Here is a 25327-nt window from a genome sequence, read left to right as displayed (position 1 = left end):
CACATGAGCGACCTGTTGGAACGACTACGCGAACGCGGCTGGCGCATGACCGCCCAGCGGCGCGTCGTGGCCGAGGTGCTCGACGGCGACCACGTGCACCTCACCGCCGACGAGGTCCACGCCCGTGCCATCGCCCGCCTGCCCGAGATCTCGCGGGCGACGGTCTACAACACGCTCGGCGAGATGGTGAGCATCGGCGAGATCATCGAGGTCGCCACCGACGGCCGCGCCAAGCGGTACGACCCGAACGCGCACCACCCGCACCAGCACCTGGTGTGCGCCGACTGCGGCACCGTACGCGACGTCCACCCCACCGGCGACCCGCTCGCGGCCCTCCCCGTCGAGGAGCGCTTCGGCTTCACCGTCTCCGCCGCCGAGGTCACCTACCGCGGGCTCTGCCCGGACTGCGCATAGCCGCCCGCCCACCCCGTACGCCGATCCGCTCGGCCAGCCGGCGCACCGCCGGCTCGGTCCGGGTCCGGCCGATCCACAGCGTCTCCGGCGGCACGTCGTGTGGCACCCGCGCCAGCCCCCCGAACACCTCCCTGGCCACGCCCGGGTCCGGGTCGTTGGCCAACGGGGCGAGCAGCGGCACCAGTTCGTACGGCTTGGCCAGCCGTCCCACCGCGCGCGCCGCCGCTCTGCGCACCGCCGCACGCGGGTCGGGCAGCAGCCGGGCCAGCGCCCCCACGTCCGCGGCGTCGCCGCACTCCCCCAGGCCCGCGGCGAGCCCGGCCAGCAGCCCCGGCGCGGCGTCCACCGCCTTCACCGCCTTCCGCAACTGCTTGCGGTAGACCTCCGCGGGCGGCTCACCGCGCTGGTAGAGCTTCCAACGGGCCTGCGCCCGCACCATCCTGGCCCGGTCCGCCAGCGGCGCCACCAGCCGCGTGGCCGGCACGTCCGCGGGCAGCGCCGACACCGCCAGCTCGCGCACTCCCGCGCCACTCGCCCATAACAGCCGCCCGGCCTGCTCCGGGTCCAACTCCAGCAGCCGCTGCGCGCACAGCCGCCGGCACACCTGGTCGCTGTCGTGCAGCGCGGTGCGCAACAGGTCGCCGCGGACGTACTCCCCCAGGTCCAGGGCGAGTTCGACACCGAAGCGGCGCACCGGCGGATCGGCGTGCCCGGCCAGCACCCGCACCGCCCGGCGCTGCGCCGGCTCGCCCAGCACCGACCGGTACCCGGCGAGCAGGCCCTGCGCCCGCCGCCTCTCCCCGACCCTCAGCAGCACGCCCACCACCGCGGGCGCCTCGTCCGGGGCGGTACGCGCCAGCAGCGCACCGCGCGCCCCCGCCGCGACCTGCGGCACCCAGTCCACCGCCCGCACCGCCAGCGCCGCCGCGGGCAGCGGCCCCCCGAACGCGGCCAGCGCCTCCACCGCCGCCTGCCGCACCCGCCCGTCCGCCTCCAGCGACGCAACGAGCCCGCCGAGCAGATCGGATGACGGTACGACAGCCTCCGGCGCGGCCGGCACCGTACGCACCCGCTCCGGGCACCGCGCGTGCCGGTCCAGCAACGTCAACAGCCCTGCGGGCGCCCGCCCCAGCGCCTCCACGGCCGCACTCCGCGTCTGCGGGGTTCCCCGCTCCACGGCCCCGCGCAGCCGCGCCAGCAACGCCCTCACGTCCTCGGGGCGCCGCCCCCCCACCACCCGCCCGCACCACGCGGCCCACCGCGCCGCCTCCGCGGCCCGCTCCGCGGATACGTCAACCGCCTCTGCCCGACGCCGCCTGCGCAGCAACCCGCCTCCCGGCCTTGCGCGACTCTCCACCCCCATCGTCCCGCCCCACCCGGCCCCCACCAAGCAGCTTCACCCGGACTTTGCCCGAACAACACGTAAGCCCGAAAGCAGTTGCTTTCGGGCTTACGTCCTACGTGGTAGCGGGGACAGGATTTGAACCTGCGACCTCTGGGTTATGAGCCCAGCGAGCTACCGAGCTGCTCCACCCCGCGTCGTTGTTCCCTCACCATACCCCGCCCCGCCGACCCCACCAAATCCCTCCCCCAATTCCCCTCATTCCGCCCCCACCAGCCACCCCAGGCGAAGCTCTGGGGAGAGAACGGACCGCCCCCACCCACCAAACAGGCAACCTCCAGGAGCAGCACCCCAGGGGCGCGTGGGGGTACCTCCCAGGCGAAGCCCTGGGGGAGAACGGAGCGCACAACCCCACCCCACCGCAAGGCAAACCCACAACCCCAAGGGGCAGCACCCCAGGGGCGCGTGGGGGTACCTCCCAGGCGAAGCCCTGGGGGAGAACGGAGCGCACAACCCCCCACCGGCAGGTGGTCCGGGAGCCGACAGCACCAACCACCCCGGGCGGACCGCCCCAGCGATCACGCAGTGAGTTCGTGGGAAACCGCCGCGGTGAGCCGCGCCGCCCGCTCCGCCACCTCCGGGGGCCCGCAGTCGATCGCACGAGCACACCACGACTGCGCGGCCGGCAGGTCCCCACGCCGCGCCGAAAGCAGCGCCATCCGCAAAGCCGCCCGCCCGTGCCCCGCCTCCGCCGCACGGGTCCACCAGAGCGCGGCCTCCGGCTCGCTCCCCTCCCGCGCGAACAGCAACCCGAGGTTGAACGCCCCGTTGCGCGACCCCGCTTCGGCCGCGAGCCGGTACCAGTGCGCGGCCTCGACCACGTCACCCCGCTTGGCCGCGCCCATGCCGAGCCGCACCTGCGCGCGGCGGTGCCCCTGGCGCGCCGCGCGCTCGTGCCACTCCTCCGCCTCCTCGGCGACCTCCGTACGCCCCTCCTCGTGACCGTCGAGGAGCGCGCCGAGGCGGAAGGCCGCCTCGGGGCTGCCGCCGCCGGCCGCGCAGCGCAGATGCCGCTCGGCGGCGTGCTGGTCGCCCTCGCGCTGGAGGGCGATCGCGACCTGGAGCGCGGCCTCGGCGTGTCCGGCCGCGGCGGCGTGCTCGTACCAGCGCCGCGCGGCGGCGTCCTCACCGCGGGAGGCGTGCAGGATGCCGAGGTTGAAGGCCGCGTCGATACTGCCGGACTCCGCGGCCTTGGAGAACCACGGCTCCGCGCCGGCCGCGTCCCCGCGCTGGAGCAGCAGCACGGCGACCGCGTTGGCGGCCTCGCGGTGCCCGGCGTACGCGGCCTTGCGGTACCACTGCTCGGCTTGCGCGGCCCGGCCGTTGCCCGCGCAGAGCAGACCGAGGTTGTACGCGCCGTTGACGTCGCCGGCCTCCATGGCGGTGCGGTACCAGCGCTCGGCGGTCTGCGTCTCGCCGTCCTGGGCGTGCAGGGCGCCCAGCGCGTTCGCCGCGTTGCCGTCGCCGGCCTGGGCGGCGCGCCGCCACCAGGTCGCGGCCAGGTCGATGTCGCCGGCGTCGCGCAGCAGGAAACCCAGCGCGCACGCGGCGCGGGCCTCGCCGTCACGGGCGGCCGTCAGGTACCAGCGCTCGGCCTCCTTGGTCTCGCCGCGCTCCTCCAGGAGCGTGCCGAGCCGCAGCGCGGCACGGCGGTGCCGCTTGGCTGCGGCCTGGCGGTACCACTGCTCGGCCTCGCGCTCCTGGCCGCGGACCGCGCAGATCCGGGCCAGCCGGTAGGCGGCCTCGCGGTGGCCCTGCTCGGCGGCGCTGCGGAACCAGCGCTCGGCGGCGACGTCCCGCTGGTGGTCGAGCAGGTCGGCGAGGGCGTACGCACCCAGGGCGTGGCCGGCCTCGGCGGCCTGGCGCAGCCAGTACTCGGCGCCGGGCTCGTCGCCACGCTCGCGCAGGTGGCGGCCGAGGGCGTGCGCGGCGGGCGCTGAGCCGGCGACGGCGGCGATCCGCCACCAGCCGGCGGCCTCCTCGGCGCCGCCGCGCTGGTGCAGCAGCAGGGCGAGGTTGTTGGCGGCGGCACGGTCGCCGTCCTGGACGGCACCCCGCAGGTAGGGCTCCGCGCCGTCGAGGTCGCCGCGGCGCAGCAGCAGGGTGCCGAGCGCGCTCATCGCGCCGGGGTCGCCCGCGTCGGCGGCCACCCGGTGCCGAGCCTCGATCTCGGCCTCCTCGCGCATCGCGAGGGTGTCCTCGTCGGGCAGGTCACTGAGCAGGGCCGGCGCCGTGGCCGAGGCGTCGTCGGGGGCGGCCGCGGACTCTTGCGCGGGCTCGGCGCTACGGGGCGCGGGCAGCAACTCGGCCACGGTCACGGCCTTCCGGCCCGTCGGCTCCCGCTCCTCACGGTTCTGACGAGTGTTCAGCAGTCCTGCACCGTCCCCCATAAGCCCCATGGTCGCACCACCTGTCAGCGGCGTACACCTGGTATACCGCACCCCGCTTGGTCACTTCGGCGTTTTATCGACTTCCCGACAAGGGGTCAGGCCAAACACCGTAAACGTGATGTCACACGAACAAGTGAAGTGACCCGAACTCCCTTGACGGTAAGTCTGGTTCTCACCTAAACGGAGCGGCGTCCCGCGACCTGGCGGCGGGCACGAAAAAACGGCCCGGGGTCCCTTGAGACCCCGAGCCGTCGTGGTAGCGGGGACAGGATTTGAACCTGCGACCTCTGGGTTATGAGCCCAGCGAGCTACCGAGCTGCTCCACCCCGCGTCGTTGTGTGCCAACCGTACCACGGCTCGGGATGTCACCTGATCAGCCCGCGTTCGAAGGCTTGGCGGCCTTCGCCGGGTTGACGGCCTTCGCCGCCTTCTCGGCCCGCTCGGCCTCCCGCAGCGCCTTGCCGAGCCGCCGCTGCGCCTCGCCGTACGCCGTCCAGTCGTTCATCCGCATGGCCGTCTGAGCGTCGTCGTACGCCTTCTGGGCCTTCGTCAGGGCCGCCTCGACCTGGGGGTTGGCGGAACTGCCCGGCGGCGAGGCGGTCGGCCCGCCCGGGCTCGCGGGACTGGTCGGGCCGGTGGGGCTCGTCGGGCCGGTGGATGTGCCGCCGCTGCTGCCGAAGAGGGAGTCCAGCGCCTGGTCGAGGGTGTCGTCGAACGCGTTGCGCCCGTTGAAGCTGACGAACACCTTCTTCAGCAGGGGGTAGTCGACGTTCGCGCCGCGCAGGTAGACCGGCTCCACGTACAGCAGCCCGCCGTCCAGCGGGAGGGTGAGCAGGTTGCCGTACTCGATGGTGGAGTCCTTGCCTCGCAGCCGGGAGATCTGCTGGGCGTAGGCGGAGTCGGAGTTGAACTTGCTCTGCACCAGCCGCGGCCCGTCCACGGGGTCGTCGGTGGGCGTCTCCAGCAGGCGTATCTTCCCGTAGTCCGGGCTGGTCGCGTCGGAGTCCACCGCGACGAACGCCGCCAGGTTGCCGCGCCGGCCGGGCGTGAAGGTGGAGGTGAGCGAGAACCTCTGCGCGCTCTGGCCGGGCATCTTCAGGCTCAGGTAGTACGGCGGCACCGCCTTGCCGGACTTGGACGCGGGGTCGTTCGGGACCTGCCAGACCTGGCTGCCGGTGTAGAACTGCGCGGCGTTGGTGACGTGGTACTGGGTGAGCAGCTGACGCTGCACCTTGAACAGGTCCTCCGGGTAGCGCAGATGCGCCATCAGCGCGGCCGGGATCGCGCTCTTGGGCCGCACCGTGTGCGGGAACGCCTTCATCCAGGTCTTGAGCACCGGGTCCTTGGCGTCCCACTGGTAGAGCGTCACGGCGCCGGTGTACGCGTCCACGGTGGCCTTCACCGAGTTGCGGATGTAGTTGACCCGGTTCTGCCGGGCCACCACCGACCGCTGGTTGTCGGTGAGGGAGTCCGCGGTGGTGTTGCCCAGCGTCGTACGCGAGGCGTACGGGTAGTTGTCGCTCGTCGTGTAGGCGTCGACTATCCACACCACGTGCTTGCCGACGACGGCCGGATACGGGTCTCCGTCGATCGTCAGCCAGGGCGCGACCGCCTCGACGCGCTGCTTGGGGGTGCGGTGGTACAGGATCTGTGAACCGTGCCCGATCGCCCCCGAGTAGAGGATCTTCGGCTCGCCGAGCGTCACCGCGTACGCGGCCCGGGTGACCGGGTTGTCGAGGCTGACCCCGCCGTTGCCCCGGTAGGTGGTGGTCACCTCGCGCTTCTTCTCCGCGTAGTCCAGCTCCTTGGTGGGGCCGCCCACGATCGAGTACTGCTTGGTCTGCTCGCCGAAGTAGATCTGCTGCGTGTACGGGCCGAGGGCGCCGGCGGTGGGCAGTCCCTGCTCGGTGTAGACCGGCTGGCCGGTGTGGTCGGAGTCGCTCGACGCGCCGGAACCGGTGCCGGAGCCGGTGCCGGTGCCCGAACCGGCGGTCGAGCCGGCGGTCGAGCCGGCCCCGTTGCCGGTCACGGTGGTGCCTTTGGCCGCGACCATCCCGTAGCCGTGGGTGTACTTGAAGTGGTCGTTGATCCAGTTGTTCTCCGGGATGCCCTTCACGTTCAGCTCCCGGACGCCGACCACGGTGTCCTGCTCCTTGCCGTCGACCGTGTAGCGGTCGACGTCCAGGGTGGAGGGGAAGGAGTAGTAGCTCCCGGACTGCTGGGTCTGCTGGAAGGTCGGTGAGACCACGTTGGGGTCGAGCACCCGGATGGAGGCCGCGCTGCCCGCGTCGGCGCGCAGCTTGGCGTTCGACGCCTTGCTGGTGCCCTTGTAGTCGGACTCCACGGTGTCGTCGATGCCGTACGCGGCGCGGGTGGCGTCGATGTTCCGCTGGATGTACGGCGCCTCCTTGGCGGCCTCGTTCGGCTGGACCTGGAACTTCTGCACGATCGCCGGGTACAGGCCGCCGATCAGGATCGCGGACAGCACCATCAGGCCGAAGCCGACCGTCGGCAGCGTCCAGGTGCGGCGCCACAGCGTGGCGAAGAACAGCAGCGCGCAGATCACCGCGATCGAGAAGAGGATGGTCTTGGCCGGCAGGTACGCGTTGGCGTCGACGTAGCGCAGGCCGGTCCAGTTGTCGGTGGCCTTGATCCCGCTGGACTTCACCGCGAGCGAGTAGCGGTCCAGCCAGTAGGCGACCGCCTTCAGGGAGACGAACAGCCCGAGCAGCACCGACAGGTGCCCGGTGGCTGCCGTGGTGGCGCGGGCACCGGGCGAGGTGATGCGCAGCCCCCCGTACAGGTAGTGCACGAGGACGGCGGCCAGCAGGGACAGCAGCACGACGGCGAAGCAGAAGGCCAGCAGGAAGCGGTACCAGGGCAGGTCGAAGGTGTAGAACGACACGTCCTTGTGGAACTGCGGGTCCTTGGTGTGGAACGGCGTCGCGTTGACGAACAGCAGCCACAACCGCCACTGGCCGGTGGCCGATCCGCCGGCGACCAGCCCGACCACCGTGCTGACCGCGAGCAGCACCCACTTCTTGTACGGCGCGATGCCCATCCGGTACCGGTCGAGGTTCTGCTGCTCGGGCGACATCGCGCTCAGCGGCGGGCGCAGCCGGTGCGCCAGGAACATGTTCGCGCCGACCGCCAGCCCCATCAGCAGCCCGAAGGCGCAGAACAGCGCGATCTTCGTCCACAACACCGTGCCGAACACCGAGGAGTAGTGCACCGACCGGTACCACAGCAGGTCCGTCCAGAAGCCGGCGAACATCACGAACGCGATCATCAGCAGGGCCAGCACGGCCACGGTGACGAGCAGCGTACGGGCGCTGCGCGACGGGCGGCCGACGGTGAAGCGAGGTGCGGGCGCCCCTCCGTCTCCGTCGCGTTCCGGCATCTCGAATACCACGGTGCGCACCTCGAAGTGGTCGGCGATCTCGGGGTGCCCCGAGTCGGACTCCCACAGGTGCAACTAATCGACGCATTGGCCGGTTCCCGATTCCGGTCGGAGAAGGGGGAGGATACTGACATGTCCAACACTGCGACCGAAGGTTCGCCACTCGCGGCGAACCCCCTGACCCGCGCCGTCCTCGAGATCGACACCTATGCGTCGGGCCTCGGCTGGGACCGGCCCGCCCGGCTGTTCGCCCTCGTCGACACCGCGCACCTGCGCACCCGGGAGCCCGCGCTCGCCGACCAACTCGGGCTGGACGCCGCCGACTCGGCGGCCGAGGGCCTGACCCCCATCGAGCAGGACGAGTTGCCGGCCGGGCAGGCGCTCGACGAGTTCCTGGCCACCATCGCCTGGCCCGAGGTGATCGCCGGGTGCGCGCTCACCGTGGAGCGGCTGATGCTGCCGCCGTCCGCCGAGGCGGCCATCCCCGACGACCTGGACGACAAGGCGCTGGCCGCATGGGTCGCCGCGCACCCGGAACGGCAGGAGGTGCGGATGACGGTCGGCGTGCTGCGCGACGGGACGCGGGAGTCGGCTGTTCGGCTGCGCGCGAAGGACTCGGAGACGGAGGTGCTGACCGGCAAGGACCTGGTGCCGGGGCTGGCGGACGCGCTGAGCGCGACCTTCGAGGAGTGAGGGAGGGCGGCTGAGCGCTTAGGACGCCGGGGCCGCGGGAAGCGCGAGGGCCGGGAAGCGGGAGGGCCGCCCCGGCGGTCAGCTCTTGCAGCTCGGCAGCTTCGAGACGTCGCCGTCGCGGATGTCCTTCAGGGCCGCCATGGCGTCGTCCAGGGTCTTCACCTTGACCAGGGTGAGGCCGCCGGGGATGTCCTTGGCGGCCTCCTCGCAGTTGTCGGCCGGGGTGAGGAAGTACTTCGCGCCCTTGTCGCGCGCACCGATCGTCTTGAGGCTGATACCGCCGATCGGGCCGACGTTGCCGTTGTCGTCGATGGTGCCGGTGCCGGCCACGAACGCGCCGCCGGTGAGATTCCCCGGGCTGAGCTTGTCGATGATGCCGAGCGCGAACATCATGCCGGCGCTGGGGCCGCCGACGTCCGCGAGCCGGATGTCGATGGTGAACGGGAACAGGTGCTCCACGCCCGCCTGGATGCCGACGACCGCGCGCTTGGCGCCCTCGTCGTCGGAGGTGCGGGTGGTGATCGTCACCTGCTGGGTGGGCGGCGACTTCTTCTTCACGTCGGCCGCCCTGACCACGGTGAACACGGTCTTCTCACCCGGGGTGTGCTTGGTGACGAAGGTCGCCACCTGGTCGGCCGCGGTGACCTGGTGGCCGTCCACCGCCTTGATCACGTCACCGGCGTGCAGCAGGCCCTCGGCGGCACCGCCCTTGACCACGGCGGCGACGATCACCCGGGACTGCACGGGGATCTTCAGCTCCTCCAGGGCGGCGACCTTGGCGCTGTCCTGCGACTCGCTGAACTCCTCGGCGTTCTCCTGGTCGGCCTGCTCGGCGGTCTGGCCCTTGGGATAGAGGGTGTCGTGCTCGACGACCTTGTCGTCGTGCCGGGCCCAGCCGAGCACCGCCTCGACCAGGTTCATCCGGTAGTCGGCACCAGTGACGCGGACCGTCGTCATGTTCAGGTTGCCGGTGGTGGGATACGTCTTGTGGCCCGAGATGTCGATGACCTTCTCGCCGCCGTAGCTGCCCAGGGTGTTCACGGTCGGCCCGGGCGACATCTCCGCGTACGGAGTCGGTGTCACCAGCGCCACGCACAGCAGCGCTATCAGCGTCAGAGTCGAGGCGAGCAGCGTCGCGGTGCGGCGTGACATGCCCTGACCCTACGGGACCGGTCCGACAACCGGCCCGCGGGGTGAATCCTCCTCGTCCTCCGACGGGATGTCCCCGTCGACGGCGGAAACCGGGGCGCCGCCGGCCGCCGCCGGGGCGACCGAGGACGTCTGCATGGCCTGCCGGAATCGCTCGTATCCGGCGAGCGAGGCGCCGTCGCCGAGGCTGCGCCGGCGAGCGGCCCAGCGGGCCCAGATGGCGGCGGCGACCGCGGCGGCCACCGGAATGAGCAACCAAGTGAGTGCTCCCACTGCGAACTCCCCGATCCCCTATGACCCAAACGAGATTAATCAGACCTATGAGCAGATTAACCACTCGGTGAGTCAACGTTCGGCCGGGGCGCGGGGTTACGCAACCGGAAGTACCACTAACGGAGGGTGTTCGACACCGGCCCGCCGCCTCGCCGAGGGCCGCCCGTCGGCGAGGGAGGCTACGCGCCGACCCAGTCCTGCTTGCCGTCCGCGAAGGTCTGGTGCTTCCAGATCGGCACCTCGCGCTTGAGGTCGTCGATCAGGCGGCGGCTGGCGGCGAACGCCTCGCCGCGGTGTGGGCAGGCGACCGCGACGACCACCGCGATGTCGCCCACCCGCAGGTCACCGACCCGGTGGACGGCGGCGAGCGCCTGTACGGGAAAGTCCGCGGCGACCTTCTCGGCGACCCGGCGCAGCTCCGCCTCGGCAGTGGGGTGCGCGGAGTACGACAGTCCGGTCACCTGGGCGTCGGGGCGGCCGTCGTGGTCGCGGACCGTGCCCACGAACAGCGCGGTGCCGCCGGCGGCGTCGTCGCCGACCGCGGCGAAGACCTCGTCCACCGACAGGGGCGTGTCGCGGATCGCGAGCAGGCGGACGACCGGTCCGTCGTCGGCCGCGCCCCCGAAGGACGCGGGCTCACCGGGTGCGCCGGATACGGATGCCATGCCTTCCATCCTGCCTCACTCCCCCGCTCATATCGTGATGCGGAAACAGTATTCCATTACTGCCGATCGTTAAGGGCCGTCAGGGCTCACCAGCCGTCAGAGGTCACAGGCCGCGGCGCCTGCGGGCGCTGCGCACCACGGCCGCCGCGCCGATCAGGGCGACGGTCGCCCCCGCGGCACCCAGCGTGGTGGCGTCCTTGCGGCCCAGGCGGCGCCCGGCGACGGAGTTGCGGCCCTCGACCTCGGCGAGCAGTTCGGCGAGCACCTGCTCGTTGGACCACTGGGGCCGCCAGCCCGCCTCGTGCAGCTTGCGCCCGCTGACCACCCAGGGGTGCATGGTGTACGCGAGGTCGCCGGCCGGCGACGGGGTCAGGCCCAGCCGGTGCAGCCGGGATGCCGCGCCGAAGGCGACCGCGGCCGGAAGTTCCATCCGGCGGATGCCGGACAGCTCCTCGACCTCCTCCTGCTCCAGCCAGCCGTCACAGCCGACCGCCATCTCGCCGTCGACCTTCTCCAGCACCGCGAACTCCAGCGCCGACACCAGGTCCTCGACATGGCAGAACTGCCAGCACGGCCGGCTGCCCGCCACCACCAGCAGCCGCGGCGACTCGAAGTACCGGGTCAGCGCGGTGTCGGTGTCGCCCACCAGGACCGCGGGCCGCAGGATCGTCACGTTCAGGCCGGGGTGGGCGCGCGGAGCACGGCGGCCGAGCCGCTCGATCTCCAGCAGGTCGTCCACGAAGCTCGCCTCGGACGTCGCCCGCAGCGGGGCGTCCTCGGCGAGCGGCACGTCGTTGTCGGCCTGGGCGCCGTAGACCATCGCCGAGGTGCACAGCACCACGCGGTGCACGCCGGCCGCGGCGGCCGCGGTCAGTACGGTCTGGGTGCCGCGCACGTTGAACGCCGAGCGGGCCTTCGCGTCGGACTCCAGGTCGAGGTCGAGCGCGAGGTGCACCACGACCGACGCGCCGCGCAGCTTCTCGGCGATCGCCGGGTCGCGCACGTCCAGCACCCGCCAGGTCGCCCCGGGCACGTCGCCACGCCGCTCGTCGATCGCGACGACCTTCCTGACCTGGTCGGACTCGGCGAGCCGCATGGCCAGCGCGCGCCCCACCCCGGAAGCCGCGCCAGTGATCGCGACCACCGGCCCGGACCCGGCCCGACCGGGGCTCCGCTCTGGGCGAACGTGTGCTTCTGGGGAACTCACCGGGTGTCTCCCACGGTTGTCTCAGATACGTACAGCGCCATCCTGCCGGACGGGTGTCTACGCTGGAGGTAGAGCCCATCACACCGGGCCGGGCCAGCAAGACCTCCCGACAACCGCCGCACCACCGGCAGCCAGAGTTCCAGCCCACCACGAACCGGCCCCCGACACAGCCCATCACGACACAGATCCGAGGAATCCCGTGAGTGACATCCCATTCGGATTCGGCGTCCCTCCCGAGGAGCCCGAGGACGGGGACGAGGGCAAGCAGCCCAAGGGCGGCCAGCCGAACCCGTTCGGGTTCGGCGGCGACAACCCCTTCGGCCCGGGCGGCGGCGACAACCCGCTCGCGGCGATGTTCGGCTCCCTGAACCCCGGTGACCTGGGCGCGGCCTTCCAGCAACTCGGCCAGATGCTCTCCTACGACGGCGGTCCCGTGAACTGGGACATGGCCAAGGACATCGCCCGCCAGACCGTCGCCCAGGGCACCCCGGACGGCGTGAAGGACGCGAGCGTCGGCCGCGCCGACCGCGACTGGGTCCAGGAGGCGGTCCGCCTCGCCGACCTGTGGCTCGACGGCGCCACGTCCCTGCCGTCCGGCGCGAACACCGCCGTGGCCTGGAGCCGCGCCGAATGGGTCGAGGCGACCCTGCCGGTGTGGAAGGACCTGGTCGACCCGGTCGCCGAGCGGGTGGCCGGCGCCATGGGCGACGTCCTGCCCGAGGAGATGCAGGCCATGACCGGCCCGCTGCTCGGCATGATGCGCTCCATGGGCGGCGCTATGTTCGGCTCCCAGATCGGGCAGGCACTCGGCACCCTGGCCGGCGAGGTGGTCGGCTCCACCGACGTCGGGCTGCCGCTCGGCCCGGCCGGCAAGGCCGCCCTGCTGCCGGCCAACGTGGCCGCGTTCGGCGAGGGTCTGGGCATCCCCCAGGAGGAGGTGCGGCTGTACCTCGCCCTGCGCGAAGCGGCCCACCAGCGGCTCTTCGCCCACGTGCCCTGGCTGCGAGCCCACCTGTTCGGCGCCGTCGAGGGATACGCGCGCGGCATCAAGGTCGACACCGCACGCCTGGAAGAGGCCGTCGGGCAGCTCGACCCCACGCAGCCCGAGCAGCTTCAGGAAGCGTTGCAGCAGGGCATGTTCCAGCCCGAGGACACCCCGGCGCAGAAGTCCTCGCTGGCCCGGCTGGAGACCGCCCTCGCGCTGGTCGAGGGATGGGTGGACGCGGTCGTGCACGCGGCCGCCGCCCCGCACCTGCCGTCCGCGGGCGCGCTGCGCGAGACGCTGCGCCGCCGCCGGGCGACCGGCGGCCCGGCCGAGCAGACCTTCGCCACCCTCATCGGGCTGGAGCTGCGGCCGCGCCGGCTGCGCGACGCCTCCCGGCTGTGGGCCTCGCTCACCGACGCCCGTGGCGTCGAGGGGCGCGACGGCCTGTGGGCGCACCCCGACATGCTGCCGACCGCGGCCGACCTCGACGACCCGGACGGCTTCGTGCACCGCGACGTCATCGACTTCTCCGAGCTCGACAAGCTGCTCGGCGAGGCGGCCGGCGGCACCGGCAGCGGCCCCGAGACGAGCCTGGACAAGGGCGCCAAGGGCACCGCAGGCGGTACCGCGGCCGATGCACCCGCCGGGCCGGAGAAGCCTGCAGAGGCCGAGGACGGCGGTTCAGCCAAGGACGCGAGCGCGGACGCCGAGAGCGCGGACACCAAGCGCCCCGACGACAAGGACGGCGACACCGGCAAGTGAGCACTCTGCACAAGGACGCGGTGGGCGTCCTGGAGAGCTGGCACGCCCCCGACGCCGGTCAGGACGAGCTGCGCCGGGAATACCTGGCGCATCTGGCCGCCCACCCGGACGGCATGGGGAAGCCCTGCAAGGCCGGGCACCTCACCGGCAGCGTGCTCATCCTGGACGCCGAGCGGCAGCGCGTCCTGCTCACCCTGCACGCCAAGCTCAAGCTGTGGCTGCAGACCGGCGGCCACTGCGAGCCCGCCGACACCTCACTGTCGGGTGCCGCGCTGCGCGAGGGCACCGAGGAGTCGGGCATCCAGGGGCTCGATCTCCTGGTGCCCGGACCCGTCAACCTCGACCGCCACCTGGTGCCGTGCGCCTGGCACCTCGACGTCCAGTACGCCGCGGTGGCTCCCCCGGGTGCCGTCGAGTCCATCAGCGACGAGTCGCTGGCGCTGCGCTGGTTCACCTTCGACGAGGTCGCCGAGCTGCCGGACCGGTCGGTCCGCACTCTCGTGGCACGCACCAGGGCTCTGCTCTGAGAAGCGCGGTCCGGCAGGACGGGTAGAGCGGCACGGCCGCCTGGAGACGGACCGGCCGCTGGGAGACCGGCGATCGGAGACCGGTAAGGGGCGCCGCCCCTGGGTGGGCGCCCCTTACCGCGCAGCTCCTCAGGGGCTCAGCGACCGCCCCACACGTTTCCCTGGTTGGCGCCCTGCGCCCCGACGCCGTACTGCGCCCGCAGGCCGTGCAGTTCCACGTTCTGCGGCGGCATCATCTCGCTGGGCTGCACCAGGACGTAGCCCTGGCCGACGAAGTTCAGCTCCCAGCCCTCGCCGGTGTTGCCGCGCCGCCGGAACACCGACGAACTGCTGGTCTGCGCCTGCATCTGGACCCGCAGTGAGGTCGACCAGGCGACGACCGCGTCCGCGTCGCAGGACACGTACGTGTTCGGGGTGACCGGGAGCATCAGCGGCTTGCCCGATGTCATGAGGGCGACCTTGCCCTGCCCGGCGATGGCGACGTTGTACTGCCCGGTGCCGGCCAGGCCGTACTGGCTGTCGACCGCGATGACGTCCCAGTGCAGGCCGGAGTCGAGCGCCAGCACGTAGGCGCTGTCGACGGTGAGACCGTCGTGGTCGACATCCAGGATGTGGATCTGCTGGGCGAGGTTCGCCAGGTACACCGTGCCCTGGCCGGAGCAGCGCATCAGGTCCAGGCCCTCGCCGGTCGCGCGGGCCGCGCTGCGCTGGAAGTGCGACTGGTACTCCCCGTCGAACTCGATCATGCCCTGGTAGGCGACCATCGCGCCCTTGCGGGCGAGGCAGTCCGGGCCGGTGTCACCGTCCAGCCGGACCCGCAGCAGATAGGAGTTCTGCAGGCTGTAGGGGTCCTGGTTCTGGACCTCGGTGAAGGCGAAAAGCGGGCTCTGCATGATGTGTCGCTCCCCCTCAGCCCCGGGCCCGGAGCCGGTCGGTACTGTCCTCGCTGGGCTGGACGACCACGAAGCCCTGGCCGGAGAACGCGATCTGGAACGCCTCGCCGCTGCCGCGCCCGATCAGCGACGACGCCTTGAAGCTGCGCTTGGCCTTCATCTTCAGCCCCGACGACCAGGCCACCAGGGCGTCAGGGTCGACGTACGTCTCGTCGGCGCCGGACCCGCAGTCCACCACGATCGGAGTGCCGCGAGAGGTGATCGCGACCCAACCGGTGCCGGACACCGCGACGTTGAACAGGCCCTGGCCGGCGAACTTCGCCAGGCCCTTGACCCGCTCGACGCCCCATTGCAGGTGCGCGTCGAAGGCCAGCAGGTTGGTGCCGTTGACCGACACCGACTCGTTGTCCAGGTTGACGCAGACCACGTCGGCGCCGTAGTCGGCCAGGTAGAGCAGGCCGTCGCCGGTGCACTTCATCACCGGCGCGCTCTCACCGGTCAGCCACGACGCGGCCATCTGCCGTACCGCCGGCGGGTTCGGCTCGTACTGGATGAAGCCCTCGTAGGCGATCATCGAGCCGGTGCGGGCGTAGAGGTCCTGGCCGGTGGCCATGGCGACCTTGAGCATGGACGAGCCGTGGTTCTCCATCCGGGCGGCGACCGGCTTGGGGGCGTAACCCGCGATCATCTGCTGGTCCATGGCAGGTCACACCTCGTAGGGCTGGACGACGATGAAGTTGCCGGGCGCGCCGCGGAACTGGAGGTTCACGGTCTCGCCGCTGTGGCCGGGGTAGACGCTTCTGCGCAGCCGCACCTGGCTGGAGACGATCACCTGGGAGCCCGCCGACCAGGCGACGATCGCGTTGCTGTCGGCGTAGGTGGTCGGGGTGACCGGGAGGACCACAGGGGTGCCGTGGGTCTTGACGATCACGGTGCCGGTGCCCTGGAACTGCATGGTGAACAGGGCGCCGCCGGGGATGCCGTGGCCCTCGATCCTGCGCACCTCGTACTGGAGCCCCTCGTCGAAGGCGAGCACGTTCTCCGCGGAGACGCAGATCGCGTCGCCCTGCAGCTCGACGGGGTGCAGGTAGGCGGCGTTCTCGGCGAAGAAGACCTGGCCGCCGCCGGTGCAGCGCATGAGCTGCATCTCCTGGCCGGTCATGTTGCCGACGACGCGGCCCCTGAAGCCCGCGCCCTTGTAGGCGAAGTCGACCTTGCCCTGGTAGAGCACCATGGCGCCCTGACGGGCCAGCACCGGCTGTCCGGTGCCCTGGCCGAGGTCGGCGCGCATCATCTTCGGGTTCTGCTGCGTCCAGCGCTGACCGGTGGGCTGCTCGCGGTACTTCTGCATGGAGACGGTGAGGCCCGCGCCCAGGGTGGGCGTCGGCGGCACGGCGTATCCGCTCTGGCCGCCCATCGGGGGTCCGGGCGGGCCGGGTTGGCCGAACTGGGCCGGCTGCCCGGGCTGCTGCGGGAAGGGCGGCGGGGTGGCCTGCCCGGGGAAGGGGGGCGGCGGCGCGGGTGGCGGGACCTGGCCGAAGGGCGGCGCCTGGGCGGGCGGAGTGCTCAACGGCCCGACCATGGTGGGCGCCTGGTGGATCGACAGGCCGCCGGCTCCGGGCAGCGGCGGAGGGGTGGGGCCGACCGGCGGCGCGCCGAACGCGGGGGCCGGCGGTGGGACTTGGACCGGGGGCGGCGGCGCGGGAGCGGGCACGGCGGCCGGCGCCGGGAGCGGCGGCGGGGCGCCCGCGGCAGGCCCTGGCGGCGGCGCGAAACCGGGTGCGGGGGCCGCCGCGCCGGCGGGCGGGGCGAACCCTGGGGCGCCCTGCGGCTCTTGGGCGGCCGGCTCCTCCTCGGCGACCTCGCCGCCGAAGTTCCGCAGCAGCGCGTCGAGCCCGCCGTCGAAGCCCTGCCCGACCGCGGCGAAGCGCCACACGTCCTTGAGGTAGACGTCGGCGAGCATCACCGCGCGCTCGGTGCTGAACTCCGCACCGGTGAAGGCGTACCGCGCCACCTCCTCGCCGCCCGCGACCAGCCGGATGTAGCCGGGCGAGATCTGCGACATCTGCCCGTCGCCGTCGATGGTGGCGGTGAAGGACAGCTTCCGCACCGCGTCCGGAATCCGGTCGAGGGTGACCCGGAAGGACTCGGTGTCGCCGGCCTGCGCGCCGAGGAGCTGGATCGACTCCTCGGGCGACTTCGGCTGGTTGAAGAACACGAAGTACCGGTCGTCCGAGAGCTGTTCGGCCGCGTCGAGCCCGAAGCAACTGATGTCGAACGTGAGGCCGGGAGCAGTGATCTGCACGCCGACATAGAGATCCCTGCCGGCGGTCAGATCAGTGATCTTGGCCTTGTGGCCACGTTGGAACTCCCTGGCCATGCGCGACCTTCCCCCATTCCGCTTGTCGTCCGGCTCGTCGCGCCGCTTCGTACGCGCCCGTCGTCCTTGTGCGTTGCGTCAGGCTAACGGCTCGCATCGGAACCGGCCATCACCAGCTTGTACCGGTAAGGCGCCGGGCTTGTCCCGACGGGGTGACGGGGTGCGCGCGGCCTTGGGGCCGGGGCCGGTCAGTCCTCGCGCGGAGCGGGCGCGTGCGGCAGGCGGTCGACGGCGACGACGCCTTCCAGGAACCCGCGGGCGCGCTCGGTGCGCGGGTAGCTCTCCAGCAGCTTCCAGAACTGCGGGCCGTGACCTGGCACCAGCAGATGCGCGAGTTCGTGCAGCAGCACGTAGTCGATGACGTACTCGGGCATGCCCTGAAGGCGGTGGGACAGCCGGATGCTGCCTTCGGCCGGGGTGCACGACCCCCACCGGGAGTTCTGGTTGGTGACCCAGCGTACGGTGTCGGGTACGGCCCGGGCGTTCAGATACTGCTCGGAAAGACGCTCGGCGCGGGCGGCCAGTTCGTCGTCACCGGGCATCCGGCGGCTCTCCTGAGCGGCGAGCTTCTCCAGCATCACCGTCACCCAGCGCTGCTCCTCGGCCGCGGACATCCGAGCCGGCAGGAGAACGATCGTACGGTCGCCGTCCCGATAGGCGGACACCGTACGGCGGCGACGGGCACTGCGGCGTACCTCGACCGGACCCGTCATGCCTGGGCCACCCGCTCCGCCCGGCTCGCCCGCCCGGGTGCCGCGGGCGGGCTGGTCTGCGATGTCATGGGCAGGATCGGCGGACACATCTCGACGTTACCCGCTGTACGTGGGGGAAGTCCCGCCCCCGGGCCGGTTGCCGCGGGAATCACCTCGCTTTGTACGCATCTTGAACGACTATCCCTCACAGCCTGTGGATAACTTCTCCGGCCCGGTGAGCTTTTCGGGCATGGTGGAGATATCGGTCACTGAGAGTGATTGGGCGATTCGGTGGCGGTATGTCCGAGTGGGCTTTGGCGCGGGCGCGGTGGCGCGCCCGGGGTGTGCTCGGACGCGCCCGGCAGGCGAGGAGGGCCGAGCCATGCGGTTGATGTTGAAGAGCGCGCTGCGCAGGAGCTGGCGGGACCGGGAGTGCGTGCAGTTCGGGGTGGACCCGGAGCGGGCGGTGGTGCTGGAGCCGGTGGACGGCCCGTCGGCCGGTTTCCTGTCGCTGCTGGACGGCACGCGGAGCGCGGACGTGCTGGCCCGCGAGGCGGAGGCGCTGGGCCTGGGGCCCGACCGGGTCCGGCACCTGCTGGGCCTGCTGGCGGAGGGCGGCGTGCTGGACGACGCCTCGGCGCACTCCGACCTGTCCGGGGCGCTGCGGCACCGCACGGACATGCTGGACCGGCTGCGCCCGGACCTCGCGGCCCTGTCGGTGGTTCACCCGGGCCCGGGCGCGGGCGCGCTGCGGATACGGCACCGGCGCGCGTCGCGGGTGCGGGTGCTGGGGGCGGGCCGGGTGGGCGCCGCGGTGGCGTCGGTGCTGTCGGCCGCAGGGGTGGGGGCGGTGGACGTCGTCGATGTGGGGCGGGTCGAGCCGTGGGACATCGGCCCGGCGGGCTTCCCCGCCGAGCAGGTGGGTGAGCGGCGCGATGCCGCGGGAAGGGGTGCGGTCCGCCGCGCCGCGCCCGGGGTGACCCGCGGGCACGGCCGAGCCGGACCGGGTGGCGCCTCGCGGGCGCCGGGAGCGGTCGGCGAAAGCGGCGCCGGGGCGGCGGGCGGCGGCGCGCTCACCGTGGTCGCCCCTCGGGACGGACTGCTCGCCTACGCACCCGACGCGGCCCAGGCGCGCCGCCTGGTGGCTTCGGGAGTGCCTCACCTCTACGCGGGAGTGCTGGAGGGCACCGGCCTGGTCGGGCCGCTGGTGCTGCCCGGGCGGAGCGGCTGCGGGGAGTGCCAGCTGCTGGCGCTGACCGACCGTGATCCGGCCCTGCCCCGGGTGCTGGCCCAGTTGCGCTCCGGACGCCCGTCCGCGGTGCCGGCCTGCGACATCGCGCTGGCCACGGCGGTGGCGGGGTTGGCGGCGGCGCATGTGCTGGCCCACCTGGACGGGCGGATGCCGCCGAGCGCGGGCGCCCGGGTGGAGCTGTCCCTGTCCCGCTTGTCCACCCGGGTGCGGGCGCTGACTGCGGACGGCCGCTGCGGGTGCGGGGCGGCGGCGCGGCGGCGGACCGTCGGCGCGCCGGGGGCGCGAGGAGCGATCACCGCCGACGCGCCGACGGCGAGCGTCGGAGGTGGTGGCGCCGTAAGTCGGGAGGCCGGAAGCGGGGGCGGCGGGAGCCAGAGCGCCGGAAGCGGGGGCGGCACTGCGGAAACCCACCGTGCCGAGGCCCACGCGGCCGGGCCCGCCACGCCCGCCGGGGCGTGGACGGGGACCGGCGTCCGGCCACGGCTCGGGGCAGGGCCCGGCCCGGGGACACGGGCGGCGGCGGGGCGCGCATGCGGGACCGCTGCCGCGGGTGGAGAGGGCCTCGGCGGCGGGGCCACGGGGTCCCGGGAGCGCTCGCCACAGGCGATAAGTCGAGATCGTCACGGCCGGGCGGCGGCCGAGGGAGGCACAATGGCCATGTGACCGACGGGAAATGAGGGGGCGCATGTCTGATCTTCCGCGCAAGGCGGTGACTCGCACCGCGAAGCTGGCCGCGCTTCCTCTGGGCTTCGCCGGGCGGGCCACGCTCGGGCTGGGCAAGCGGCTGGGCGGCCGGCCGGCCGACGAGGTCGCCAGCGAGTTGCAGGAGCGCACCGCCGAACAGCTCTTCAAGGTGCTCGGGGAGCTGAAGGGCGGCGCGATGAAGTTCGGGCAGGCCCTGTCGGTGTTCGAGTCGGCGCTTCCGGAGGACGTCGCCGGACCGTACCGCGCGGCGCTCACCAAGCTCCAGGAGGCCGCTCCGCCGATGCCGGCCCGCACCGTGCACCGGGTGCTGTCCGAGCAGCTCGGCAAGGACTGGCGCTCGATGTTCACGTCGTTCGAGGACATCCCGGCCGCGGCCGCGTCGATCGGGCAGGTGCACCGGGCGGTGTGGAGTGACGGCCGCCTGGTCGCGGTGAAGGTCCAGTATCCGGGGGCCGGGGACGCGCTGCTGTCCGACCTCTCGCAACTGGGCCGGGTGGCACGGCTGTTCGGCCCGCTGGTGCCGGGAATGGACGTGAAGCCGCTGCTCGCGGAGTTGCGGGCCCGGGTCGCGGAGGAGCTGGACTACGAACTGGAGGCCGCGGCCCAGCACGCACACGCGGAGGAGTTCGCCGGGGACCCCGATGTCGAGGTGCCGGATGTGGTGCACCAAGCGGACCAGGTGCTGGTCACCGAGTGGATGGACGGGGTGCCGCTGTCGGAGGTGATCTCGGGCGGGAGCCAGGAGATGCGGGACCGGGCCGGACAGTTGCTGGCGCACTTCCTGTTCGCCGGCCCGGCCAGGACCGGGCTGCTGCACGCCGATCCGCACCCGGGCAACTTCCGCCTGCTCGTCGACGACGGCCCGGCGGAGGGCTGGCGGCTGGGGGTGCTGGACTTCGGCACGGTGGACCGGCTGCCGGAGGGCCTGCCGCTGCCGATCGGCACCGCGCTGCGGCTGGCGCTGGCCGACGACGCGGAGGAGGTGTACCGCATGCTGCGCGCGGAGGGCTTCGTCAAGCCGACGATCACCCTCGACGCGGAAGCGGTACTGGACTATTTGCGGCCGATCATCGAGCCGGCCGGGCGGGAGGAGTTCCGGTTCGACCGGGCGTGGATGCGGGCGCAGGCGGCCCGGATCGCCGATCCTCGGTCGCCGGCGCACCAGTTGGGCAAGCAGTTGAACCTGCCGCCGTCGTATCTGCTGATCCACCGGGTGACGTTGAGCACGGTCGGGGTGCTGTGCCAGCTCGGCGCCGAGGTGCGGCTGCGTGCGGAGTTGCAGCAGTGGCTGCCGGGGTTCGACCCGGAGGGCACTGCGGCGTCCGCGTGAGCTACCACCAGGCGGAGTCGAGGCGCCCCTCGATGCTGCGCAGGTGTTCGCGGGCGCAGGTGTCGCAGAAGTAGACGCGGCGCCCGTTCTCGACGGAGCAGGTCCAGGTCAGCGGAAGGCCCTGGGCGGTGGCGCCGCAGCGACCGCAGGCCGTACCGGACGTGCGCGGTGTGCTGGACGGTGTGCCCGTCGTCGTGGCCTGAGAGGGTTTCTGATCCACTGGGTGACGATACCTCCGCGGACGCCGGCTTTGTCGCGATAACGCACTGCGGGACCGGTCCTGGTCGGACCGGTCCCGCGGGATCGTACGTGGTCAGCGTTGCTTCGAGGTTTCCGGTGTGCCGTTAGGGCATCCCGGTCACGCCGCCAGGGCTGTCGCGTGCGCCGGCTACTGCATGACCGCCATGGCCAGCGCGCGCCGGGCGCGCATCGAGGCGCGTTCGGCACGGCGCTGGAGCCGGCGGGCGGTGAGCAGGCGCTGCGACCTACGTTGCTGTTCGGCCTCGCGCAGTCGCTGTTGCATATGGGCACGAGCCAGGGCTTCTGGCATGAGTTGCATCTCGAGGTTCCTGTTCTGGGTCGACGCGAAGGCGTCGGGAGTGCGTGCGAGCTGATCGGTGCGGGAAGTCGTCATCGGCGCCTGATTCTTGGAGTTGCGGTGCTTCGGGTCATGCGTCAAGGGCCGGTCGATCGTGCCGGGCCGGGTGCGGAACATGGCGCGAGTGCTCATGCCGCGACGGCGTTCTTACGCGGACGGCCACGCGGCCGCTTGCGGGGAACCACGACGCCCTGGATGAACAGCTCGCCGCCCCAGACACCCCAGGGCTCGCGGCGGTCCTTGGCGCCGGCGAGGCACGCCTCGCGGACCGGACAGGTCTGGCAGAGGGACTTGGCGTACTCCACGTCCGCCGGCGACTCCGCGAAGAAGACCTCGGGGTCGTAGGTACGGCACGGGACGGGCACGCCGAGTCGCTCGATCTCGTCGTCGAGCTCGGTGAGGGGCAGCAAGGTGTTCTCCGGAGGGTCTGCGCTGGGGTCCCCGACGGCAGTGCCGAGGGGAGGGTGGTCGGTGAGGTCGCCGGTGGGCGTCCCGGTCAGGTCGGGCTGAAGTCCGGACGTGTCGTGCGGGGCGGAATGCACGGTGTTCGTTCCTCGTCTGTCGGTCCGGCCGGTGGGCCGGTCTTCGGTTGTGTCTGTCTGCGTAGACAGCGATCTCCGGGTGGAGAAAACAGAAGGGCCGCGGTTCCCGGTGTGGGATTCCGCGGCCCTGAGGGTGCCGACCTGACTCGATGTCAGGTTGGATCACTCCAGGGTTCAGGCCCGCGGAAGGCCCACATACCGTGCTGCGTCTTCTTTTGCTGCTGTCCGATCACCAGTCCGGCGGCAATGGCGCCCTTGACACCATTGGCACCGCCCTTGGCAGCCTTCGCGCTCGTCGCGCCGGCGCCGGCAGCCGCAGAGGTAAAGGCATAGGCGGTTGCCTGTGCCTTCGCCGCCGCTACCGCGGGCGCCCCGGTCGGTCGCTCACTGTGCTCACGCACCGGCAGGACCGGCAGCAGAGCAGAGGTGAGGGACCGGCGGTTGCCATGCAGCGAGACCACGGAGACGTCGAGCGAGCAGGCGGCTGCCATGACCGGACGATCGGTCATTTTGGTGATGGTGATGTTGCTGCTCACTGTGCTCGCCTCCTCTCGGCGTCTCGTAAGGGCAGTGGACCGGACTTGCCTAGTACATCACAGTCTTGGCGGCTCTTGGAAGACCCGTTCTCGACCGTGCTCACGCAGGCTATGAGGACTCCCGCGGGATGCGCAAACTATTTTTCGGCATCTTCCGAAGAAGATTCCACGCCCTCCTGCGAGTTGGCCGGAAGGGCCTCTTCCGGTACTTCGTCCGGAGCGTCGTATTCCGCGCTGTCCTGGGCTTCGTCGGCTTCGTCCAGGGGAACTCCGGTGCACAGCGCCAGCACGTCGGCGCCGAACTTGTCGAGTTTGCGGGCGCCCACGCCGGGGATCGCGGAGAGCCCCTGCTCGTCGGACGGCCTGACCTCGGCGATGGCCAGCAGCGTCTTGTCGGTGAAGACGCAGTAGGCGGGCTGGCCGAGCGCCTTGGCCTGTTCCATCCGCCAGCCGCGCAACCGGTCGTACAGCGCCTCGTCGAGGTCGGAGGGGCAGTCCTCGCAGCGCATCAGCTTGATCTCGCCGGCTTCGGACAGGGTCCGCCCGCACACCCGGCACAGCACCGGGCCGCGGCGCCTGCTGCGGCCGCCCGAGCCGCGCTCGGCGCCGCCCTGGCCGCCGGCCCCGCCCCGGGCGCCGCGCGGCGCGGACCCCGGCCGCAGTCCGTCCATGAAGCGGGAGGGCCGCCGACCGCCGCGCCCGCCGGGCGAGCGCGACAGCGCCCACGACAGCGACAGGTGCAGACGGGCGCGGGTCACCCCGACGTAGAGCAGCCGGCGCTCCTCCTCGATCTGCTCGTCGGTCTTGGCGTGGGTGATCGGCAAGGTGCCCTCGGTCAGGCCGACGAGGAACACCGCGTCCCACTCCAGGCCCTTCGCGGCGTGCAGCGAGGCGAGGGTGACGCCCTCCACCGTCGGGGCGTGCTGGGCGTTGGCCCGTTCGTCGAGCTCCGTGACGAAGTCGGACAGCTCCGCGGTGGGCCGGGCCGCGGTGAAGTCCTCCGACAGCCGCACCAGCGCCGCCAGCGACTCCCAGCGGTCGCGCACCGCGCCGGAGCCCGCGGGCGGCTCCGAGGCCCAGCCGCGCGAGCTGAGCACCGCCCGCACCTGCTGCGGGATGGTCTCCCGCTCCTCGCCCGGGTCGGCGGCCGCGCGCGCCGCGCCACGCAGCAGCATGCCCGCCTCGCGCACCTCGGGCCGCTCGAAGAACCGCTCGGCGCCGCGCAGTTGGTAGGGCACCCCGGCGTCGGCGAGGGCCTGTTCGTACACCTCGGACTGGGCGTTGATCCGGTAGAGCACGGCGATCTCGCTGGGGCGAACCCCGGAGTCGATCAGGTCCTTGATCCGGCGGGCGGCGCCCTCGGCCTCGGCCGGCTCGTCCGGATACTCCGTGTAGACCGGGTCGGGGCCCGGCTCGCGCTGCGAGATCAGCTCGAGCCGGTGGGCGGCGGCGTGGCCGCGGGCCTGGCCGAGCAGGCCGTTGGCCAGGCCGACGACCTGGGGGGTGGAGCGGTAGTCCCGGACGAGCTTGACCACGGTGGCGTCCGGGTGGCGGGTGCGGAAGCCGAGCAGGAAGTCCGGGGTGGCGCCGGTGAACGAGTAGATCGTCTGCGAGGCGTCGCCGACCACGCACAGGTTCCCCCGGCCGCCGAGCCACAGCTCCAGCAGGCGCTGCTGGAGCGGGCTGACGTCCTGGTACTCGTCCACCACGAAGTGCTGGTACTGCGAGCGGACGGTGTCCGCCACGTCCGGCCGGTCCTGGAGGACGCCGACGGTCAGCAGCAGCACGTCCTCGAAGTCGATCAGGCCACGGTCGCGCTTCAACTGCTCGTACGTCGCGTAGATCCGCGCGACCTCGGCCGGGTCGCGCGGCACGTCGCGCGAGGTCTTGGCGGCGACGGCCGGATACTCCTCCGGCACCGTCTGGGTGACCTTGCACCACTCGATCTCACCGGTCACGTCCCGCAGCTCGCTGCGGTCCAGCCTGATCCGGGAGCGGGCGCCCGCCTCCGCGACGAGCTGCACCTTGCGGTCCATGATGCGCGGCATCTCGCCGCCGATCGCCCGCGGCCAGAAGTACTGCAACTGCCGCAGGGCGGCGGAGTGGAACGTCCGCGCCTGCACCCCGCCCGCGCCCAGCTGCCGCAGCCGCCCGCGCATCTCCCCCGCCGCGCGCGCGGTGAACGTCACCGCGAGCACCGTCGAGGGCTGGAGGATGCCCGACCGCACTCCGTACGCGATCCGGTGGGTGATCGCACGGGTCTTGCCGGTGCCGGCGCCGGCCAGCACGCACACCGGGCCGTGCAGTGCCGTGGCGACGGCGCGCTGCTCGGGGTCGAGTCCGTCGAGCACCGCGTCCGCGGAGTCGGGCATCGCGGGGAAGAGCGAGTCGTGGGTTGTCGCAGTCACACCGCCACTGTGCCAGGTTCCGGCGACACCCCGGCGAAGTTATCCACAGGCTTGCCCGTCCGGTGTACGGTCCGGGGCGCGGCGGCGGCATCGAAGCGGCGCCGGAGCAGGGGCCGGGGCGGGA

The 25327-nt window shown here is 72.5% G+C and carries 22 protein-coding genes and 2 tRNA genes; 6 read left to right on the top strand and 18 right to left on the bottom strand.

What is annotated here, in order from left to right; all coding sequences use genetic code 11:
• The first annotated feature begins 3 nt into the window (after positions 1–3).
• Entirely contained in the window at positions 4–414 is a 411-nt protein-coding gene (locus OG370_RS28130) for a Fur family transcriptional regulator (protein ID WP_328469037.1), read from the top strand.
• Here OG370_RS28130 and OG370_RS28125 read toward each other — a convergent pair.
• From OG370_RS28125 to OG370_RS28105, 5 genes are all read right to left on the bottom strand, one after another.
• On the bottom strand, positions 380–1624 hold the full coding sequence (locus tag OG370_RS28125; RefSeq protein ID WP_328469035.1) for a HEAT repeat domain-containing protein: 1245 nt from the start codon (positions 1622–1624) through the stop codon (positions 380–382). The genes OG370_RS28130 and OG370_RS28125 overlap by 35 nt on opposite strands.
• A gap of 252 nt (positions 1625–1876) precedes the next feature.
• A tRNA-Met gene (locus OG370_RS28120) sits at positions 1877–1953 on the bottom strand.
• 381 nt (positions 1954–2334) lie between these two features.
• Complete coding sequence (locus OG370_RS28115) at positions 2335–4215, bottom strand: tetratricopeptide repeat protein (protein ID WP_443060759.1); 1881 nt, start codon at positions 4213–4215, stop codon at positions 2335–2337.
• A 245-nt stretch (positions 4216–4460) separates the two neighbouring features.
• Positions 4461–4537, bottom strand: a tRNA-Met gene (locus tag OG370_RS28110).
• 42 nt (positions 4538–4579) lie between these two features.
• The gene (locus OG370_RS28105; protein WP_328474470.1) at positions 4580–7606 is read right to left on the bottom strand and encodes a UPF0182 family membrane protein; all 3027 of its coding nucleotides are present in this window, start codon (positions 7604–7606) and stop codon (positions 4580–4582) included.
• Between the two features lie 132 nt (positions 7607–7738).
• Here OG370_RS28105 and OG370_RS28100 point away from each other — a divergent pair, with 132 nt between their 5' ends.
• The gene (locus tag OG370_RS28100; protein ID WP_328469033.1) at positions 7739–8299 is read left to right on the top strand and encodes a PPA1309 family protein; all 561 of its coding nucleotides are present in this window, start codon (positions 7739–7741) and stop codon (positions 8297–8299) included.
• Between the two features lie 78 nt (positions 8300–8377).
• Here OG370_RS28100 and OG370_RS28095 read toward each other — a convergent pair whose 3' ends face one another.
• The 4 genes from OG370_RS28095 to OG370_RS28080 form a co-directional block, all read right to left on the bottom strand.
• Positions 8378–9451, bottom strand: coding sequence for a YlbL family protein (locus tag OG370_RS28095; protein WP_328469030.1), 1074 nt, complete (start codon positions 9449–9451; stop codon positions 8378–8380).
• A 9-nt stretch (positions 9452–9460) separates the two neighbouring features.
• Positions 9461–9721, bottom strand: coding sequence for a hypothetical protein (locus tag OG370_RS28090; protein ID WP_328469028.1), 261 nt, complete (start codon positions 9719–9721; stop codon positions 9461–9463).
• Positions 9722–9900: 179 nt separating this feature from the next.
• Complete coding sequence (locus tag OG370_RS28085) at positions 9901–10386, bottom strand: molybdenum cofactor biosynthesis protein MoaE (protein WP_328469026.1); 486 nt, start codon at positions 10384–10386, stop codon at positions 9901–9903.
• A 103-nt stretch (positions 10387–10489) separates the two neighbouring features.
• A complete protein-coding gene (locus tag OG370_RS28080) occupies positions 10490–11593 on the bottom strand; it encodes an SDR family oxidoreductase (RefSeq protein WP_328469024.1) in 1104 nt (367 codons plus the stop codon).
• Between the two features lie 199 nt (positions 11594–11792).
• On the opposite strand from OG370_RS28080, the gene OG370_RS28075 reads away from it, so the two are divergent.
• Both OG370_RS28075 and OG370_RS28070 read left to right on the top strand, forming a co-directional pair.
• Complete coding sequence (locus OG370_RS28075) at positions 11793–13340, top strand: zinc-dependent metalloprotease (RefSeq protein WP_328469022.1); 1548 nt, start codon at positions 11793–11795, stop codon at positions 13338–13340.
• On the top strand, positions 13337–13867 hold the full coding sequence (locus OG370_RS28070; protein ID WP_328469020.1) for an NUDIX hydrolase: 531 nt from the start codon (positions 13337–13339) through the stop codon (positions 13865–13867). The genes OG370_RS28075 and OG370_RS28070 overlap by 4 nt, the downstream gene beginning before the upstream one ends.
• A gap of 137 nt (positions 13868–14004) precedes the next feature.
• Here the strand turns inward: OG370_RS28070 and OG370_RS28065 are convergent, their stop codons facing one another.
• The 4 genes from OG370_RS28065 to OG370_RS28050 form a co-directional block, all read right to left on the bottom strand.
• Entirely contained in the window at positions 14005–14760 is a 756-nt protein-coding gene (locus OG370_RS28065; protein ID WP_328469018.1) for an AIM24 family protein, read from the bottom strand.
• Positions 14761–14776: 16 nt separating this feature from the next.
• Positions 14777–15460 carry an AIM24 family protein gene (locus OG370_RS28060; protein ID WP_328469016.1) on the bottom strand — a complete coding sequence of 228 codons (684 nt, stop codon included), beginning with the start codon at positions 15458–15460 and terminating at the stop codon, positions 14777–14779.
• Positions 15461–15466: 6 nt separating this feature from the next.
• Entirely contained in the window at positions 15467–17140 is a 1674-nt protein-coding gene (locus OG370_RS28055) for a TerD family protein (protein WP_328469014.1), read from the bottom strand.
• Positions 17141–17328: 188 nt separating this feature from the next.
• Positions 17329–17940 carry a M48 metallopeptidase family protein gene (locus OG370_RS28050; protein WP_328469012.1) on the bottom strand — a complete coding sequence of 204 codons (612 nt, stop codon included), beginning with the start codon at positions 17938–17940 and terminating at the stop codon, positions 17329–17331.
• A 274-nt stretch (positions 17941–18214) separates the two neighbouring features.
• On the opposite strand from OG370_RS28050, the gene OG370_RS28045 reads away from it, so the two are divergent.
• Both OG370_RS28045 and OG370_RS28040 read left to right on the top strand, forming a co-directional pair.
• Positions 18215–19747 carry a ThiF family adenylyltransferase gene (locus tag OG370_RS28045; RefSeq protein ID WP_328469010.1) on the top strand — a complete coding sequence of 511 codons (1533 nt, stop codon included), beginning with the start codon at positions 18215–18217 and terminating at the stop codon, positions 19745–19747.
• Between the two features lie 22 nt (positions 19748–19769).
• Positions 19770–21119 (top strand): ABC1 kinase family protein, encoded by a 1350-nt coding sequence (locus OG370_RS28040; protein WP_328469007.1) that lies wholly within the window; start codon positions 19770–19772, stop codon positions 21117–21119.
• A gap of 1 nt (position 21120) precedes the next feature.
• Here the strand turns inward: OG370_RS28040 and OG370_RS28035 are convergent, their stop codons facing one another.
• From OG370_RS28035 to OG370_RS28015, 5 genes are all read right to left on the bottom strand, one after another.
• A complete protein-coding gene (locus OG370_RS28035; protein WP_328469005.1) occupies positions 21121–21339 on the bottom strand; it encodes a hypothetical protein in 219 nt (72 codons plus the stop codon).
• 168 nt (positions 21340–21507) lie between these two features.
• Positions 21508–21849 (bottom strand): hypothetical protein, encoded by a 342-nt coding sequence (locus OG370_RS28030; RefSeq protein ID WP_328469003.1) that lies wholly within the window; start codon positions 21847–21849, stop codon positions 21508–21510.
• Positions 21846–22217 carry a WhiB family transcriptional regulator gene (locus tag OG370_RS28025; protein WP_402442625.1) on the bottom strand — a complete coding sequence of 124 codons (372 nt, stop codon included), beginning with the start codon at positions 22215–22217 and terminating at the stop codon, positions 21846–21848. Before OG370_RS28025 ends, OG370_RS28030 begins: the two co-directional genes overlap by 4 nt.
• A gap of 194 nt (positions 22218–22411) precedes the next feature.
• Positions 22412–22795 (bottom strand): hypothetical protein, encoded by a 384-nt coding sequence (locus OG370_RS28020; RefSeq protein WP_443060758.1) that lies wholly within the window; start codon positions 22793–22795, stop codon positions 22412–22414.
• A 137-nt stretch (positions 22796–22932) separates the two neighbouring features.
• The gene (locus tag OG370_RS28015) at positions 22933–25203 is read right to left on the bottom strand and encodes an ATP-dependent DNA helicase UvrD2 (RefSeq protein WP_328468999.1); all 2271 of its coding nucleotides are present in this window, start codon (positions 25201–25203) and stop codon (positions 22933–22935) included.
• Positions 25204–25327: the final 124 nt, after the last annotated feature.

This window comes from Streptomyces sp. NBC_00448, assembly GCF_036014115.1.
Taxonomy (GTDB): Bacteria; Actinomycetota; Actinomycetes; order Streptomycetales; family Streptomycetaceae; genus Actinacidiphila.
This window is presented reverse-complemented; position numbering and strand designations above follow the sequence as displayed.

Coding starts and splice junctions, on each gene's coding strand:
- OG370_RS28095 (WP_328469030.1), bottom strand. CDS start 9,451: ATGTCACGCCGCACCGCGACGCTGCTCGCCTCGACTCTGACGCTGATA.
- OG370_RS28040 (WP_328469007.1), top strand. CDS start 19,770: ATGTCTGATCTTCCGCGCAAGGCGGTGACTCGCACCGCGAAGCTGGCC.
- OG370_RS28115 (WP_443060759.1), bottom strand. CDS start 4,215: ATGGGGCTTATGGGGGACGGTGCAGGACTGCTGAACACTCGTCAGAAC.
- OG370_RS28030 (WP_328469003.1), bottom strand. CDS start 21,849: ATGAGCACTCGCGCCATGTTCCGCACCCGGCCCGGCACGATCGACCGG.
- OG370_RS28055 (WP_328469014.1), bottom strand. CDS start 17,140: ATGGCCAGGGAGTTCCAACGTGGCCACAAGGCCAAGATCACTGATCTG.
- OG370_RS28130 (WP_328469037.1), top strand. CDS start 4: ATGAGCGACCTGTTGGAACGACTACGCGAACGCGGCTGGCGCATGACC.
- OG370_RS28065 (WP_328469018.1), bottom strand. CDS start 14,760: ATGCAGAGCCCGCTTTTCGCCTTCACCGAGGTCCAGAACCAGGACCCC.
- OG370_RS28060 (WP_328469016.1), bottom strand. CDS start 15,460: ATGGACCAGCAGATGATCGCGGGTTACGCCCCCAAGCCGGTCGCCGCC.
- OG370_RS28105 (WP_328474470.1), bottom strand. CDS start 7,606: ATGCCGGAACGCGACGGAGACGGAGGGGCGCCCGCACCTCGCTTCACC.
- OG370_RS28100 (WP_328469033.1), top strand. CDS start 7,739: ATGTCCAACACTGCGACCGAAGGTTCGCCACTCGCGGCGAACCCCCTG.
- OG370_RS28045 (WP_328469010.1), top strand. CDS start 18,215: ATGCGGTTGATGTTGAAGAGCGCGCTGCGCAGGAGCTGGCGGGACCGG.
- OG370_RS28085 (WP_328469026.1), bottom strand. CDS start 10,386: ATGGCATCCGTATCCGGCGCACCCGGTGAGCCCGCGTCCTTCGGGGGC.